Annotated in this window: 12 protein-coding genes; 5 read left to right on the top strand and 7 right to left on the bottom strand. The window is 67.7% G+C overall.

The annotated features are described in order from the left end of the window. Positions 1 to 9 precede the first annotated feature (9 nt). A complete protein-coding gene (locus ACLBYA_RS01265; RefSeq protein WP_447707535.1) occupies positions 10 to 2,028 on the bottom strand; it encodes an FAD-dependent oxidoreductase in 2,019 nt (672 codons plus the stop codon). Further along, positions 2,025 to 2,570, bottom strand: coding sequence for a PadR family transcriptional regulator (locus tag ACLBYA_RS01260; protein ID WP_447707534.1), 546 nt, complete (start codon positions 2,568 to 2,570; stop codon positions 2,025 to 2,027). The genes ACLBYA_RS01265 and ACLBYA_RS01260 overlap by 4 nt, the downstream gene beginning before the upstream one ends. A gap of 267 nt (positions 2,571 to 2,837) precedes the next feature. Here ACLBYA_RS01260 and fdxA point away from each other — a divergent pair, with 267 nt between their 5' ends. Continuing rightward, positions 2,838 to 3,158 carry a ferredoxin gene (fdxA, locus tag ACLBYA_RS01255; RefSeq protein ID WP_447707533.1) on the top strand — a complete coding sequence of 107 codons (321 nt, stop codon included), beginning with the start codon at positions 2,838 to 2,840 and terminating at the stop codon, positions 3,156 to 3,158. A 5-nt stretch (positions 3,159 to 3,163) separates the two neighbouring features. Then, entirely contained in the window at positions 3,164 to 4,264 is a 1,101-nt protein-coding gene (gene dapC / locus ACLBYA_RS01250; RefSeq protein WP_447707769.1) for a succinyldiaminopimelate transaminase, read from the top strand. 1 nt (position 4,265) lies between these two features. Here dapC and ACLBYA_RS01245 read toward each other — a convergent pair whose 3' ends face one another. From ACLBYA_RS01245 to ACLBYA_RS01225, 5 genes are all read right to left on the bottom strand, one after another. Further along, on the bottom strand, positions 4,266 to 5,036 hold the full coding sequence (locus ACLBYA_RS01245; RefSeq protein ID WP_447707532.1) for an endo alpha-1,4 polygalactosaminidase: 771 nt from the start codon (positions 5,034 to 5,036) through the stop codon (positions 4,266 to 4,268). 20 nt (positions 5,037 to 5,056) lie between these two features. Further along, the gene (locus tag ACLBYA_RS01240) at positions 5,057 to 5,680 is read right to left on the bottom strand and encodes a response regulator (protein ID WP_447707531.1); all 624 of its coding nucleotides are present in this window, start codon (positions 5,678 to 5,680) and stop codon (positions 5,057 to 5,059) included. 61 nt (positions 5,681 to 5,741) lie between these two features. Continuing rightward, positions 5,742 to 6,911 carry a sensor histidine kinase gene (locus ACLBYA_RS01235; protein WP_447707530.1) on the bottom strand — a complete coding sequence of 390 codons (1,170 nt, stop codon included), beginning with the start codon at positions 6,909 to 6,911 and terminating at the stop codon, positions 5,742 to 5,744. A 10-nt stretch (positions 6,912 to 6,921) separates the two neighbouring features. Beyond that, the gene (locus ACLBYA_RS01230; protein WP_447707529.1) at positions 6,922 to 8,385 is read right to left on the bottom strand and encodes a carotenoid oxygenase family protein; all 1,464 of its coding nucleotides are present in this window, start codon (positions 8,383 to 8,385) and stop codon (positions 6,922 to 6,924) included. Positions 8,386 to 8,470: 85 nt separating this feature from the next. Next, on the bottom strand, positions 8,471 to 9,397 hold the full coding sequence (locus ACLBYA_RS01225; RefSeq protein WP_447707528.1) for a LysR substrate-binding domain-containing protein: 927 nt from the start codon (positions 9,395 to 9,397) through the stop codon (positions 8,471 to 8,473). A 69-nt stretch (positions 9,398 to 9,466) separates the two neighbouring features. Here ACLBYA_RS01225 and ACLBYA_RS01220 point away from each other — a divergent pair, with 69 nt between their 5' ends. The 3 genes from ACLBYA_RS01220 (at position 9,467) to rfbA (ending at position 16,332) form a co-directional block, all read left to right on the top strand. Continuing rightward, complete coding sequence (locus tag ACLBYA_RS01220; protein WP_447707527.1) at positions 9,467 to 12,898, top strand: bifunctional proline dehydrogenase/L-glutamate gamma-semialdehyde dehydrogenase; 3,432 nt, start codon at positions 9,467 to 9,469, stop codon at positions 12,896 to 12,898. A 1,050-nt stretch (positions 12,899 to 13,948) separates the two neighbouring features. Further along, positions 13,949 to 15,436 carry a sugar transferase gene (locus tag ACLBYA_RS01215; RefSeq protein ID WP_447707768.1) on the top strand — a complete coding sequence of 496 codons (1,488 nt, stop codon included), beginning with the start codon at positions 13,949 to 13,951 and terminating at the stop codon, positions 15,434 to 15,436. Next, complete coding sequence (rfbA, locus tag ACLBYA_RS01210) at positions 15,436 to 16,332, top strand: glucose-1-phosphate thymidylyltransferase RfbA (protein ID WP_447707526.1); 897 nt, start codon at positions 15,436 to 15,438, stop codon at positions 16,330 to 16,332. The genes ACLBYA_RS01215 and rfbA overlap by 1 nt, the downstream gene beginning before the upstream one ends. Positions 16,333 to 16,357: the final 25 nt, after the last annotated feature.

Here is a 16,357-nt window from a genome sequence, read left to right as displayed (position 1 = left end):
GAGGCAAAACTAGAGCCGCGCGGCGAGCTCGGTGCCCTGGCGGATCGCCCGCTTGGCATCGAGTTCGCCCGCCAGCAGGGCGCCGCCGATGACGTGTGGCTCGATCCCGCGGGCGCGCAGACCGTCCTCCAGATCGCGCACCGACTCCTGGCCGGCGCAGATGATCACATTGTCGACGGCCAGCACCCGGGGGCGCGAGTGATCGGACCCGAAGCTGATGTGCAGGCCGGCATCGTCGATGCGTTCGTAGTTCACTCCGGAGAGCTGTTGCACACCTTTCGCTTTCAGCGAAGCGCGGTGCACCCAGCCCGAGGTTTTGCCCAGCCCGCGGCCCTGCGGTCCCTTGGTCCGCTGCAGCAGGAACACCTCACGGGCGGCCGGCAGCGGCAACGGCGCGGTCAGTGCACCGCGTACGGACGGGGCGTCCTGGGGGTCCAGGGCGCCCCATTCAGCCTTCCACTCCTTGACGTTCAACGTCGGCGACGTCTCCGTCACCAGGAACTCGCTGACGTCGAAACCGATACCGCCGGCGCCGATCACGGCGACCGAGCGCCCCACCGGTGCGCCAGAGAGCGTCTCGGCGTAGGACAGCACCATCGGATGCTCGATACCGGGGATCGCCGGCATCCGGGCGGTCACCCCGGTGGCCAGGACGACATCGTCGTACCCGGCCAGCGTGTCGACCGTCGCACGCGTGCCGAGTCGCACGTCGACACCGTGCACCTCCAGCATCCGGGTGTAGTACCGAACGGTCTCGTTGAACTCCTCTTTGCCGGGAACCCTTCGGGCCAGATCGAACTGGCCGCCGATGGTCGGACCCGCCTCGAACAAGGTGACCCGATGCCCGCGTTCGGCGGCGGTGACCGCGGCGGACAGCCCAGCCGGCCCGGCCCCGACGACAGCCACCGCACGAGCGCGCCGCGTCGGTCCGAGCACCAACGACGTCTCGTGTCCGGCGCGGGGATTGAGCAGACATGACACGGTCTTGTGCACGAATGCGTGGTCCAGGCAGGCCTGGTTGCACGCGATGCACGTGTTGATCTGATCGGCGGCATCGGCGGCGGCCTTTTGGACCCAGTCTGGGTCGCTCAGCAGCGGACGGGCCATCGAGATCAGCTGGACGTGGCTGTCGGCGAGGATCTGCTCGGCGGCCTCGGGCATGTTGATCCGATTGGAGGCCACCACCGGAATCGAGACGTGCTCGGCAAGTGCGCTACTGGTGGGGACGAACGCCCCGGATGGAACCGAGGTGACGATCGTCGGGATGCGGGCCTCGTGCCAGCCGATGCCGGTGTTGATGATGGTGGCCCCGGCGGCCTCGACTTCGGTTGCCAGCGCTGTGATCTCATCCCAGGTCTGACCGTCTTCGACAAAATCTGCCATCGAAAGCCGGTAGATCACGATGAAATCGGGGCCGACCGCCTCGCGCACCCGGCGCACGATCTCGACCGGAAAACGGCGCCGCTTCTCCGGCGTCCCGCCCCAGTCGTCGGTGCGCTTGTTCGTCCGCGGGGCCAGGAACTGGTTGAGCAGATAGCCCTCGCTGCCCATGATCTCCACCCCGTCGTATCCGCCCGCGCGGGCCAGGAGTGCGGCGCGGACAAAATCGTCGATGGTTCCGTCGACATCGCGCAGCGCCCGCGGGCGGAACGGATTGATCGGCGCCTTGATCGAGGAGGCGCTCACCGAAAACGGGTGATATGCATAACGTCCGGCGTGCAGGAGCTGCAGCGCAATCCTGCCGCCCTCGTCGTGCACGGCCGCGGTGATCCGCCGGTGGCGGCGGGCATCGGCCTCCGAGCGCATCTCGGCGGCGAACGGCAGCAGCCATCCGGTCCGGTTGGGTGCGTATCCGCCGGTGATGATCAGGCCGACGCCGCCGCGGGCGCGTTCGGCGAAGTAGGCCGCCAGCTTGTCGGTATCGCGGGCGCGGTCCTCCAGCCCGGTGTGCATCGAGCCCATGATCACCCGATTGCGCAGCGTGGTGAACCCGAGATCCAATGGGGACAGCAGATTTGGATAATTCACAATGCCTCCAACACTTCGGTCAACCACTCGATCGCGCCCTCCTCGGCGCGAATGCCGCCCCGCAGCACCAGATACTGATGTAGGTCGGCGCCGGTGAGTCGGGCCGGATCGGGGAATTGGCGCTTCTCGAAACCGCGGTAGGTGTCCAGCAGGGCGGCGCGGTCGGCCCGCAGCGTGTCCGCTTGCTCGCGGACATCGTCGACCGAACCGTATTCGATGGCGCGGATCTTGACCGCGAGGTCGCGGGTGCGGTTGTCGGCCACCGTCGAACCGCGGCCGGCGAGTGGCTCGGCGATCCAGCGGGCCAGCTCGGCGCGCCCGCCGGCGGTGACGCTGTAGACCTTCTTGTCCGGTCGTCCGCTCTGGGCGACCTCACGCACCTGCACCCAGCCGTCGGTCTGCATGGTGCGCAGGGTGCGGTAGATCTGCTGATGAGTGGCCGACCAGAAGTATCCGATGGACCGGTCGAAGCGATGCGCCAGTTCGTAACCCGAACCGGCCTGTTCGCAGAGCGACACCAGGATGGCGTGCGGTAGTGCCATGGCCCGAGGTTATGCGGTACCCATGGTCCTATGCAACAAGTTGCAGAGGACGAATTGGGTAGCGCGTGTAAGTAGGCCTTTTGTATATGCGACGTCTAGTATCAGTAACTACACGCCGCCTCGAAACGGGCGGCGTGTGAAGTTAGGACACACTGAGACGCACGTCCAGTTACGGGCCGTTCATACTGGCCCGCAGGGCGCTCGCTCAGCGGGTCCCGACCCAGAACTGAAACCCGACCAGCAGCCCACTGGACAGGAGAAATATCAGTGACGTACGTCATTGCCGAGCCCTGCGTCGACGTCAAGGACAAGGCCTGCATCGAAGAGTGCCCTGTCGACTGCATCTACGAGGGTGGCCGGATGCTCTACATCCACCCCGATGAGTGCGTCGACTGCGGCGCCTGCGAGCCGGTGTGCCCCGTCGAGGCCATCTACTACGAAGATGACGTGCCCGACGACTGGAGCAGCTACGCGCAGAGCAACGCGGACTTCTTCAGTGAACTGGGCTCGCCCGGCGGTGCGTCGAAGGTCGGCCAGACCGACAACGATCCGCAGGCGATCAAGGATCTCGAGCCCAAGGGCGAGTGAACTCGCTGCGAACGGCCAAATCGGCCCTACTACCGGTGTTCCCCTGGGACACCCTGGCCGATGTCACCGCCACTGCCCGGGCCCACCCGGACGGGATCGTCGACCTGTCGGTCGGTACACCCGTGGACGAGGTCGCCCCGGTCATCCGAACTGCCCTCGACCAGGCCAGCGGTGTACCGGGGTACCCGACGACAGCGGGTACCCCGGCGCTGCGGACGGCCATGCGGGCCGCCCTGGAACGGCGGTTCGGCATCACCGGCATCGCGCCGGACGCCGTGCTGCCGGTGATCGGCACCAAGGAACTGATCGCCTGGCTGCCGACCCTGCTGGGGTTGGGGCCACAGGACACCGTGGTGATCCCGGAGTTGGCCTACCCGACCTATGACGTCGGGGCGCGGTTGGCCGGAGCGCAGGTGCTGGCGGCCGACTCGTTGACCCAGATCGGGCCGCAGAAACCGGCGCTGATCTTCTTGAACTCCCCGAGCAACCCGTCGGGCAAGGTGCTGGGTCTCGATCACCTGCGAAAGGTCGTCGGGTGGGCCCGCGAGCGCGGCGTGCTGATCGCCTCCGACGAGTGTTATCTGGGCCTGGCCTGGGATGCCGAGCCGCTGTCGGTGCTGCACCCGGCTGTCTGCGACGGCGACCACACCGGCCTGTTGGCCATCCACTCGTTGTCCAAGACGTCCTCGCTGGCGGGCTACCGCGCCGGGTTCGTCGCGGGGGATCCCGCGGTGGTGGCCGAACTGCTGGCCGTGCGCAAGCACGCCGGGATGATGGTGCCCGGACCGATCCAGGCCGCCATGGTGGCGGGCCTGGAAGATGACGAGCATGTGGCCGTGCAGCGCGAGAAGTACGCGCGCCGGCGCGAGGTGCTACTGCCCGCGCTGCAGAAGACCGGTTTCACCATCGACCACTCCGAGGCGGGTCTGTACCTGTGGGCGACCCGAGGCGAGCCGTGCCGCGACACCCTGGCCTGGCTGGCGCAGCGCGGAATCCTGGTGGCGCCCGGCGAGTTCTACGGCCCCGCCGGTGCGCAGCATGTGCGGGTGGCGCTGACGGCGACCGACGGACGGATCGCCGCGGCGGTCGCGCGGCTGGCCGACTGAGTCACCGGCACTGGTCGTAGACATGCCCCGGTGTGCCCACGGCGGTCAGGTCGCGGTCACGCAGGATGGTCTGCGGCGCGCGGTTGCCTGAGGCGCAGACGTCGGCGAACGGCGTGGGCAGATTGTCGACATACTCGATCTGCAGAACGTGGTTGCCGTATACCTCTGTGTAGGCGCCACATTCGTCATAGGCGGCGCACTCCTCGGCGACCGCGAAGTCGAAACCCAGCTCGTCGCGTCCGATCCCGGCGAGTTCGGCCGCGTTCTTCTGCCCGATCGCCAGACCGCGTCGATGGGCGAAGGTGACAAACTCGCGCGCCAGTTCCAGTGCGCCCGCCCGGTCGATCTCGGGGAAACGGGTGAAGGTGTCCAGGTTGTCGATTTCGATGGCCGAGAAACCGGTGTCGGCGCAGCGATCGAGGTCCGAGGTCAGCACCGCCATGATCATCGCGCGCTGCTGCGGGGTCGACGGATCGAGGATGTACTCATCTGGCCAGTCGGGGTCGACGACGGGCACCCCGGCACCGTCCCGCAGGACCGCCGCGCCATGCCGGCCCAGCCAGTCCTGCTCCGGCTGCGTCTGAAAACCGTTGACATAACAGATGTTGTAGGCGCCGGCGAGCGGGGTCGCGGTGGAATCACGGGCCACCACCGTCAGTCCCGGATCGTCGGACACCCCGCCGAGTTGGTAGTCGAAACCCCCGGTGGTCGGTGGCAGGGTGACCGCGCCCGCCGGTGGCGGCGGACACCCGAGGACGACGAGTGCCGTCACTACGACAGCAGCGCCACGCCTCACGGCAACAACCCCAACGACATCGCCGTGGTGACGGCGGCCGTACGGTCGGAGACGTCGAGCTTGCCGAACACCCGCAGCAGGTGCGTTTTCACCGTCGCCTCGCTGATGTGCAGCGCCTTCCCGATCTCGGAGTTGGTGTGGCCCTGGGCGACCAGCGCCAGCACCTCGATCTCACGCGGGGTGAGAGTTGTCGGAACGGGGGCGCGCATCAGGCCCATCAGCCGGCCCGCGACCGCGGGCGCCAGGACCGTCTTACCGGCGGCGGCGTCGCGGACGGCCGCGGCCAGCTCGACGCGTGAGGCGTCCTTGAGAAGGTAGCCGGCCGCGCCCGCCTCGACGGCCCGCAGGATGTCGGCATCGGATTCGTAGGTGGTGACGATCACGATCCGGGTCTGTGGCAGATCGGCCAGGATGCGTTCGGTGGTGCTGACACCGTCACCGTCGGGCATCCGCAGGTCCATCAGGATGACGGTCGGTCGCAAAGCCGCGGCCAGGGCCACGGCCTCGCGCCCGGACCCGGCCTCGCCGACGACGGTCAGGTCAGGTTCGGCGTCGATCATGCCGCGCAACCCTTCCCGGACCACCGGATGGTCATCGACCAGCAGCACGGTGCACGTCATGCGGCTCCCTCGCAGGCTCGGGTTCCGCAAGTCACCTGTCGATTCGCTCCGCAAGCGTCGCTCATACCGGCACCTCGATCTGCAGCCGGACACCGTCGGGTGAATCGACCGACACCGTCCCGCCGACCTGGGCCACCCGGGAGCGCATACCGCGCAGGCCGAAGCCGTCGGCATGCCCCGGGCCCAGCCCGATCCCGTTGTCGGACACCGTCAATCGCACCGAATCCAGCCGGCGCTCCAGGGTGACGGTGGCGGCGCCGGCCCCGGAATGGCGCCGGATGTTGGACAGTGCCTCCTGGGCGGCGCGTAACAGCACGACATCACCGGCCATGCCGGCCGACGGGGTGTCCCCGGCGATGCGGCGGTCCACGGCCGTCCCGGTCTCGTTCTCGAAGGCCTGGCACAGCCGCAGGATCGCGGCCGGCAACGTCGCGCCCTCCAGTGCTGTCGGAGTCAACTCGGCCACCATGGTCCGGGACTCGGCGAGGTTGTCCCGCGCGGTGGATTCGATCAGCGTCAGATGCCGCACCGCGGCATCGCGGTCGGTGCCCAGCTCGGCCTCGATGGCCTGGCACAACGTCACGATGCTGGTGAAGCCCTGGGCCAGCGTGTCGTGGATCTCGCGGGCCAGTCGTTCGCGCTCCGCGGCGACACCGGCTTGCCTTGACAGCCTTGCCGTTTCGGCCCGGCTGTCGCGCAGTTCGGCGACCAGCCCGGCCAGCGCGATGCGCTGCCGGACCGAGGTGACGATCATGATGCCGATGATCGGGCCGGCCACCAGGCCGATCAACGTCATCGCCACGGCCACCGGGAAATAGGGGGAGCGCGCTCCCGTCATCGCGAACTCGACGCCCAGTGGCAACAGGGTGACCAGCACCGCCGCCCCTACCGCCGCGCGCAACGGCAGCGTCGAGAACACCACCGGAAACAGCGCCGGGACCGCCGCCACGGCGGCCGGTGCACACACCATCGCCGCGGCCCACAGCACGACCGCCCCGACGACATAGACCAGTGGACGCCAGCCCAAGGTGCCCAGTCGCGGCACCTGCCGCCCGGCGAGGATCAACCACCCGGCCAGCAGCGCCAGCAGCACCGTGGCGCCGGCGGGGGACGGGCCCGGCACCCGGTCGTCGAGCAGATGCACCGCACCGATCGCCACGGCGCACATGCCGGCCAGGTAGAGGTCCCACAGCCAGTGCCAGGTCGGGTACTCGGACCCGCCGTCTTCCATTCGGCCGATGCTATCCGGTCCGGGGAACCCAGTTGCCGTGAAATCCGTGCGGCACGCGGCACGGCAGATGCACGACGGCGGTGGTCTCCAACGTCTGGCCGTCGAGCAGCACCAGATCGCTGCGGTCGGTCGCCCGGTGGTACACAAAACCCATCACGACACCATCGTCCTCGGCGGCCGTCGCATCGCGGGGGACGAAGACGAACTCGCCGGGTTCACCGTCGTCGGCGAAGATGACCCGGCGGGTGGCGCCGGTGTGCAGATCGTGGCGCAGCAGGGCCTGCGGTACCGAACCATCCGGTGTCGGGACACTACCGACGCTGTAGCCGAAGCGATGCCGCCTGCCGACAAGCCGCTCGTCGACGCGGGGGAACTCCTGGGGATGGTCGTCGAGGCGTTCGGAGCGCACCCGGCCGGTCGCCAGGTCGACGGTCCACCGGTCGAGGGTGGGTGGTTCGAACATCTTTGGGCCGGAGGCGAATACGGTGGGGTGCGCGACGACATCGAGCACCAGTCGGTCGCCGTCCTCGTACGCGTTGAGGGGATGGAACACATAACACTGCGGCACATCGAACCAGCGGATGTCCGTCGCCGCGCCGTCGCGTGACAGTACGCCGATGCGGGCAGGTTTCTCCGGCGCCCATCGGTATGGCATCCCGCTGATCCCGCCGCGGGACCGCTCCGACCCCCGCATGATCGCGCGGATCACCGGGTCCGGTGCGGAATGTGTCGCGACGAAGCGGCTCATCGCCTTCCGCCCGATGCCTGCCCCGAAGTCCAGCACGACGGGCAGGTCGTAGATGACGACGTGACGCTCGGTCAGCGAGAAATCGTGCATCATGGTCTGCTCACCGATTCTGATGTCCACCGCGTGCCGCACTCGGCCATCGGTCCCGGTGACGGTGTAACGAATGTGATTGCCGCGCATGGGGTGATAAGACACCGCGTGCAGTTCCCCGGTGTCGGGATCGCGTTTCGGGTGCGCTGTATAGCCGTAGGCGAGGGTGCCGTAGAAGTCGGACCCGCCCACGGTGTCGAGTTCCTCGGTCAGTTCGTAGGGGCGCACACCCGCCTCGGTGAGCACCAAGGTCCGCCCGGCGTGCCCGATGATGTTGGTGTTGCCCGCGAAATCGAATCCGGCGCCGCGCCCGCCGGGCTTCCACCCCTCACCCAGGGCGCGCGACACCGCGGCCGAGCGGACCCACCGGTTGCGGTACCAGTGCGCGGTGCCATCGGCCAATCGCAGGCCGTGGGCCATGCCGTCGCCGAGGAACCAGTGATAGCTCGCCGGGTCGGGGTCGCCCATCGGGTTGGGACCGGTCCGCAGGTAGCGGCCGTCCAGGAAATCCGGGACGGTGCCGGTGATCTGCAGCTCGGTGGCGGTGATCTCTTCGCCCACCGGCGCATAGTTGCCGGCGAGGAACGGGTTGGCCGAGGGCCGGAGCGGTGCTGCTGTCTCGGTGTCGAAGGTCATGATTCGATCCTGCGCCGGTGTCGGCGGGGTCGGCGACGACCGTGCGGTCGAATCCGGGGTCAACCGAAAGGTGGACCCCGGCCCGTCAGCCGACCGTGACGGCCCGGGGCGCCACCGCCGCCAGCGCCGCCCGGCACGCACGGATGGCCGGAGTCGCGCTGATGGCCGACCGGGTGGCGGTGAACACGGCACGTCGCCGCGGATCGACGTCGATGACACGCACGGCGGGACGTCTGCGGACCCGCATCAGGTCGGGCAGGATCGCGACGGCGTTACCGCTCTCGATGAGTGCGATCTGTGCCTCGAGGTCGTCGGTCTCGAAGCGGACGTCGGGTTCGAAACCGGCCTGCCTGCAGAGTTGTTCGGCCCAGTGCCGGGATGCGGTGCCGGTCGGTTCCATGGTCCAGGGCAGGTGCGCGGCGTGCTGCACCGAGGTCACCCGGTCCCAGCGCTCGCCGGTGGGTGGGACGGCCAGGCGCAGCAGATCGGTGGTCAGGGGTTCACGGTCCAGGTCCGGATACACCCGGGCGGCATGCCCCGGATACTCCTCGGCGATCACCAGATCGAACTCGCGCATCCACGTCTCGTACAGCGCCTGTTCGGGTTCGCGCTGGGACATCGTGACGCGCAGGCGCGGGTGGCGCTGCGCCAGCTCGGTGAGCATCTGCGGCATGAACGCCGAAGCTGCCGACTGGAACACCGCCAGCCGCACGGTGCCGGAGGCCTCGTCGCTGCGGGTGGCCACCTCGGAGGCGGCCAGTTCGAGCCGGCCGAGGATGGCGGTGGTGTGTTCGACCAGAACCTCGGCGGCCGGCGTCAGGCGAACCCGGCGCCCGACCTTTTCCAACAGGGGGACACCGACTTCGCGCTCCAATTGGGACAGCGACTGCGATACCGAGGAAGGGCTCTGATGCAGCGCGTCGGCCACCTCGGCGAGGGTGCCGCGCAAGCTCAGTTCATGCAGTAGCCGAAGCCGGCGGATATCGAGCAGGTCAGGCCGCTGACTGATCATTGGTACTTACCCTTTGTCGTCAGTATTCATCACTTTGTTCTAGTGTTCGCTCGGCCGATGATGGAGTGCATGACACATCTGGGCACCGAACAGCACGTGCTGAGCGAGGTCGAGACACTGGTCCGGGGCTGGCTGGACGACGCAGCCGGGCAGCCGGTGGCACCCGCGGCGCGACGCCTGGCCGACGTGCTGCGCGATCCGCAGGGTCTCGACTTCACCATCGGATTCGTCGACCGGGTGATCCGGCCCGAGGACAATCGGGTGGCCGCCGCCCATCTGCGTGAACTCGCCAGGTCCGCGCCGGGTTTCCTGCCGCGCCATCTGCGCCTGGCGATCAAGCTCGGGGCGGCGCTGTCGGTGCCGACACCGGGAATCGTCATTCCCGTCGCGCAGAAGGCCTTGCGCACCATGGTGTCTCACCTTCTGGTGGATGCCTCCGATGCGCGTCTGGGCCGATCGATCGCGCGGATCCGGCGGCGCGGGGTCGGTCTCAACGTCAACCTGTTGGGCGAGGCGGTGCTGGGCCGGGCCGAGGCCGACCGACGGCTGCGCGGTACCGAACGGCTGCTGGCCCGCCCGGATGTCGACTATGTGTCCATCAAGGTCTCCGCGACGGTTCCGCCGCACTCGCCCTGGGCCTTCGACGAGGCCGTCGACCATATCGCGCAGCGTCTGTTGCCGCTGTTCACCATGGCCGCGAACTCGCCGACGACCAAGTTCATCAACCTGGACATGGAGGAGTACCGCGACCTGGCGCTGACCACCTCGGTGTTCACGCGGCTGTTGGACCGGCCGGAACTGCTGGGTCTGGAGGCCGGAATCGTCCTGCAGGCATACCTGCCGGATGCGCTGGGCGCCATGATGCGTCTGCAGGAGTGGACGGCCGAGCGCCGGACCCGTGGCGGCGCGGGGGTCAAGGTCCGTCTGGTCAAGGGCGCGAACCTGCCGATGGAACAGGTGGAGGCCGAGTTGCACGGTTGGCCGGTGGCGACCTACCCGTCCAAGCAGGACACCGATACCAACTACAAACGTGTCCTCGACTACGCGCTGCATCCCGACCGCGTCCGCAACATCCGGGTCGGTGTCGCCGGGCACAACCTGTTCGACATCGCCTATGCATGGACACTGGCCGGCCGCCGCGGGGTCCGGGACCGGGTCGAGTTCGAGATGCTGCTCGGGATGGCCGAAGCCCAGGCCGAGGCGGTCCGCCGCACCGTGGGCGGGTTGCTGCTGTACGTACCGGTGGTGCACCCAGAAGATTTCGACGTGGCGATCGCGTACCTGGTGCGCAGGCTCGAGGAGGGGGCGAGCCGGGAGAACTTCATGTCGGCGGTCTTCGAACTGCACAGTGACAACACATTGTACGAGCGGGAGAAGGAACGGTTCGTGCGATCGCTGGCCGCACTCGACGATGTGGTCCCGCAACCCAACCGCACCCAGGATCGCCGGACCGACGATCCCGCCGCGGCCATCGGTGCGGCCGGCGCGTTCGTCAACGTCGCCGACACCGATCCGTCGCTGCCGGGTAACCGGGAGTGGGGGCGCGCCATCACCGGACAGATCGCCGACTCCTCGGCGGGGCGCGACCTGGTCGAGGAGCATATGGTCAGCAGCGCTTCGGATCTCGACATGGTGCTCGCCGAGGGTCTCGCGGCCGGGGCCGGCTGGTCGGCACTGACCGGAACCGGACGCGCGGCGATCCTGCGTCACGCAGCCGGCAGGCTGGAGGCCGCCCGCCCGATCTTGCTCGAAGTGATGGCCGCCGAATGCGGGAAGACGCTGGATCAGGGTGATCCGGAGGTATCCGAGGCGATCGACTTCGCGAACTACTACGCGACCTCGGCGGAGAAGTTGGACCGTATCGACGGTGCCACCGCGGTCCCGGTGGGCCTCACGGTGGTGACACCGCCGTGGAACTTCCCGGTGGCGATACCCGCCGGTTCCGTACTGTCGGCGCTGGCGGCGGGAAGCCCGGTGATCATCAAACCCGCCACCCAGGCCCGGCGCTGCGGTTCGGTACTGGTGCAGGCACTCTGGGACGCCGGCGTGCCACGCGACGTCCTGCAACTGGTACACATCGACGAGCGTGACCTCGGCAGCCGATTGGTCGCCGACCCGCGGGTCGGGCGGGTGATCCTCACCGGGGCCTTCGACACCGCTGCGCTGTTCCGCAGCTTCCGGCCCGACCTACCGCTGCTCGCCGAGACCAGCGGCAAGAACTCCATCGTGATCACCCCGCATGCCGATATCGATCTGGCGGTGAAGGATCTGGTGTACTCGGCCTTCGGGCACGCCGGGCAGAAGTGTTCGGCCGCCTCGCTGGGCATTCTCGTCGGCTCGGTGGCCCGGTCGGCGCGGTTCCGAGATCAACTGGTGGACGCGGTGGCTTCGCTGAGGGTCGGCTATCCGTCGGACCCGACCACGCAGATGGGGCCGATCATCGAGCCCGCCCAGGGAAAACTCCTGCGGGCTCTGACCGAGTTGGGGCCGGGGGAGTCCTGGCTGGTGACACCGCGCCGCCTCGACGACACCGGCCGGTTGTGGTCGCCGGGGGTCAGGACCGGCGTCCGCCGTGGCTCGGAATTCCACCTCACCGAGTATTTCGGTCCGGTCCTCGGGCTCATCGAAGCCGAGAGTTTCGAGCAGGCGATCGAGATCCAGAACGAGGTCGACTACGGGCTGACCGCGGGGCTGCACACCCTGGATCGTGCCGAGATCGAGCGGTGGATCGAGCGGGTCGAGGCAGGCAACGCCTATGTGAACCGGTCGACGGTCGGGGCGATCGTGGCGCGCCAGCCGTTCGGCGGGTGGAAGAAGTCGGCCGTGGGCCCCGGTACCAAGGCCGGCGGCCCCAATTACCTGATCGGGCTGAGCGATTGGGTCACGGCCCCGGCGACGGCCGTGGCCCCGCTCGGTTCGGTGGCGATGCGGCTGCTCGATACTGCCGGGCACGTCGGCCTCGACGAGGATACGCTGGCGTTTCTGCGCCGGGCCTACGGATCCGATGCACATACCTGGCAACAGGAGTTCGGTGTCGCCCGTGACGTCTCCGGCCTGACGGCCGAGAAGAACGTGCTGCGGTACCGTCCGCTGCCGGTAACAGTCCGTGTGGAGGACATCGACACCGCCGCGTTGCTGCGGGTGGTGGGCGCGGGGCTGGTGGCCAGGGCTGCGGTCACTGTCTCGGCCGCCGAGGCGCTGGACCCGGTCATCGTCGAACTGCTGCGGTCTCACGACATCCGGTATCGGGTCGACGGCTCGGCCGCCTGGCGGGATGTGTTGTCACGCGCCGACGCACCCGCCAGGGTTCGGCTGCTCGGCGGTAGCCGGGCGACGTTCGCCCGGGACAGCGCGGGCCGGGCGGATATCGCGCTGTATGCCCAACCCGTCGTCGAGGCCGGACGGATCGAGCTGTTGACCTTCTTGCGGGAGCAAGCGGTTACGGTCACCGCCCATCGGTTCGGTTCACCGACCGCACTCGTGCAGGGACTGTTCGGTTGACGTGCCTGCACGTCCAAGCGCCGCAGTACGCGGTCCGCTCCGCGAAGTCGCAGCTACCGGGTGATAACGATTTGCTAACGAAGTGCCCGGTGACGTTTGATCCCGGCGGCCCCGGCGCGGTGCATCATGATCAACGCAGGATGTTTGCTTGTACCACGCAGTCTGAGCTGTGCTGACCAGTTCCCCCGGCGTGTCACGCAAATCGTTGGTGGTCGGCGAATCCGGCGCTGCGCAACACCTTTGAGTGGCCGGCAACGCCGGGTTGCTGACCTGGTCCTGTCCGAATACCGCAGGCCTGTGCATGGGCTCCGCTCGGGTGGCCCCGGCACCGCAGGTCGAGATCGTGTGGTTCCTTTCAAACATGCTGCTATCCAGCATGTTTCGCCCATCGCGGCCGGAATCCGGTACGGGCGGATACCAATTGGCGATTGCTGACGGGCATCGCGGGCGAGGTTACGAACGTGTTACCGGCGAACAGCGCACTTGGTGGGTGTTCTCAGGTAGTTGCCAGAGAAGCAAATATTCACCTACGTCAATTGTTTGAGAATTGTATTGCACACTCAAGTCACGGCAAAGATTGCATCCGAAACAAATGGGAACCTGGGTGCCAGCTTCACCGCACGGCCGGCACCAACGGCGCCGTGTAACGCGACAGACACCTCTTACTGTCCTGTGGACATACCGCATTAACCGCGGTGTTACCGAAATCATCTTTGGCCAACTCATCTATGCAGTTCAAACACTATTTGTTGGTCTGGCAACGCGGCGGAGGCCGGCAGCTCGGCGGCGGGTCGCAAGGGGTCTGCGTCAGCCGGAAACGGCCCGTACGCGCGCGCTTGTCGGGCGCGGAGACGGGTGCTACTTTCGGCGAGTCCAGCAGGCTGACGGTGCGTTCGAGGGGCCATAGCGAACAACGACATGTTTGCGATGTGAGGCCACCGGCGGCGGCGTGGGGTTTACCGCACATGGGGGTGGGGAGTGAATTTTCGTGTTGATCCGATAGTGGGTTCGACGGTCGATTCGGCTGATCGGTCGGTCCCGGCCGACCAGGTGCACGGGCCGCATGCAGGCGGACCCGTCGAGGCGGGCGCAGCGCGCCCGTCACCGCTCGGCCGAGCGAAGTGGCAGGCGCGCTACAGCGCCGGTCTGGCGTTCACCGATGCCGTCGTGGTGTGCGGAGCGGTCGCCCTGGCCCAGTACGTACGATTCGGCGTCGACGCGACTCTGGCGCCCCGCCAACAGAACTACATCCTGGCCTTCTCGATCGTCTTCGCCGTCGGCTGGCTGGTCGTGCTCAGCGCCTTCCGGACCCGGTCACCGCGCATCATCGGCACCGGTATCGAAGAATACCGGCGGGTGGTGTCGGCATCGCTGTGGATCTTCGGGGCCATCGCGATCATCTCATTGCTTCTCAAAGCCGATATCGCGCGCGGCTATCTGGCCGTCGCGCTGCCCGGCGGCACCATCGGGTTGGTTCTCAGCCGGGCGTTGTGGCGCCGATACGTGCAGCGCCAGCGGGCCGCCGGCGGATTCCTGACCTCGGTGCTGGTCGTCGGGGAGCGCGATGTCGTGACGAAGACCGCCCGGGAGATGTCGAAACAGAACACCGATGGGTACCGCGTTGTCGGAGTGTGCATTCCCGGTTACGGCCCGCCGCGGGGTGAGACGATGACGCTCTGCGGCCGCGTGACACCCATCGTCGGTGACGAGGCCTACCTGCTACGTGCCATCCCGATCTGCGGCGCCGACACCGTGGCCGTGACCGCCACCGAGCAGTTCGGAGCCCGTGGAATCCGGCGACTGGCATGGGATCTGGAGCCACTCGGCGTGGACCTGGTGGTCTCGACCGGCATCGTGGACGTCGCCATGTCCCGGCTGACCATGCGGCCCTCGGCAGCGCTGCCGCTGCTGCATGTCGAGAAGCCGCAATACCGCGGCGCGAAACGATTCAGCAAGCGGGCGTTCGACATCACCTTCGCAGCCCTGGCATTGACTGCCACCGCACCCCTGATGATCGCCGTGGCGGTCGCCGTCAAACTGACCAGCCGCGGTCCGGTGTTCTACGCATCGGAGCGGATCGGCCTGGACGGGCGCCCGTTCTCGATGCTGAAGTTCCGCACCATGGTCGACGGGGCCGATCGGCAGGTGCCGGACCTGCTGTCGCTCAACGAGAGTGACGGCGCACTGTTCAAGATCAAGGACGATCCGCGGATCACCCCGGTGGGTAAGCTCCTGCGCCGGGCCAGCATCGACGAACTGCCACAGTTCATCAACGTGCTGCGCAACGATATGAGCGTCGTGGGTCCGCGACCGCCGCTGCGGCGGGAGGTCGACACCTACCGCGACGATGTTGTGCACCGACTGGTCGTCAAACCCGGCATCAGCGGGCTGTGGCAGGTCAGTGGCCGATCGGACCTGTCGTGGGACGAGGCCGTCCGACTCGACCTGTTCTATGTCGACAACTGGTCCATGGTGGTCGATCTGGTCATCATCGCCAAGACCATGCGTGCGGTACTGGCCCGGGACGGGGCCTACTGATGGCCGGGGGACAGCCGACCCAGGGCATCATCCTCGCCGGTGGCACCGGGTCCCGGTTGCACCCGATCACGGTCGGAACCAGCAAGCAACTGCTGCCGGTCTACGACAAACCGATGATCTACTACCCGCTGTCGACCCTGATCCTCGCCGGCATCCGGGACGTCCTGGTGATCACCGCCCCGGCCGACAGCGCAGCCTTCCAACGGTTGCTCGGTGACGGCTCGCAGTTCGGCATCGCGATCACCTACTCGGTGCAGCACTCGCCGGACGGGCTGGCGCAGGCGTTTGTCATCGGCCGTAACCACATCGGACACCGTCCGGTGGCACTGGCCCTCGGCGACAACCTGTTTCACGGCCCGACGTTGGGTACACACCTGAGCAACTTCACCGGCGGCGACGGCGGCACCATCTTCGCCTACTGGGTGGCCGACCCGAGCGCCTACGGTGTCGTCGAGTTCGACGAGGCCCGCAAAGTGCTCTCGATCGAGGAGAAGCCCAAGGCGCCCCGCTCGCACTACGCGGTCCCGGGGTTGTACTTCTACGACAACGATGTCGTCGACATCGCCGCCGGACTGCAGCCCTCGGAACGAGGTGAGTACGAGATCACCGATGTCAACCGGATCTACATGGAAAAGAACCGGCTCTCGGTCGAGGTACTGGCCCGCGGCACCGCGTGGCTGGACACCGGGACCTTCGATTCGCTGATCGACGCGGGCAACTATGTGCGCACGATCGAGGAACGACAGGGCCTCAAGGTCGGCGTCCCGGAGGAGGCGGCATGGCGCCGCGGCTTCATCGACGACGACACCCTGCGCGAACGCGCTGAACTCCTCCACAAGTCGGGCTACGGCGACTACCTACTGACGCTGCTCGACGAGGTGGAGGTGCCGTTGTGACGGCCGAGAACCCCTCTCCCGAACC

The sequence above is a fragment of the Mycobacterium sp. C31M genome (assembly GCF_053345865.1).
This window is presented reverse-complemented; position numbering and strand designations above follow the sequence as displayed.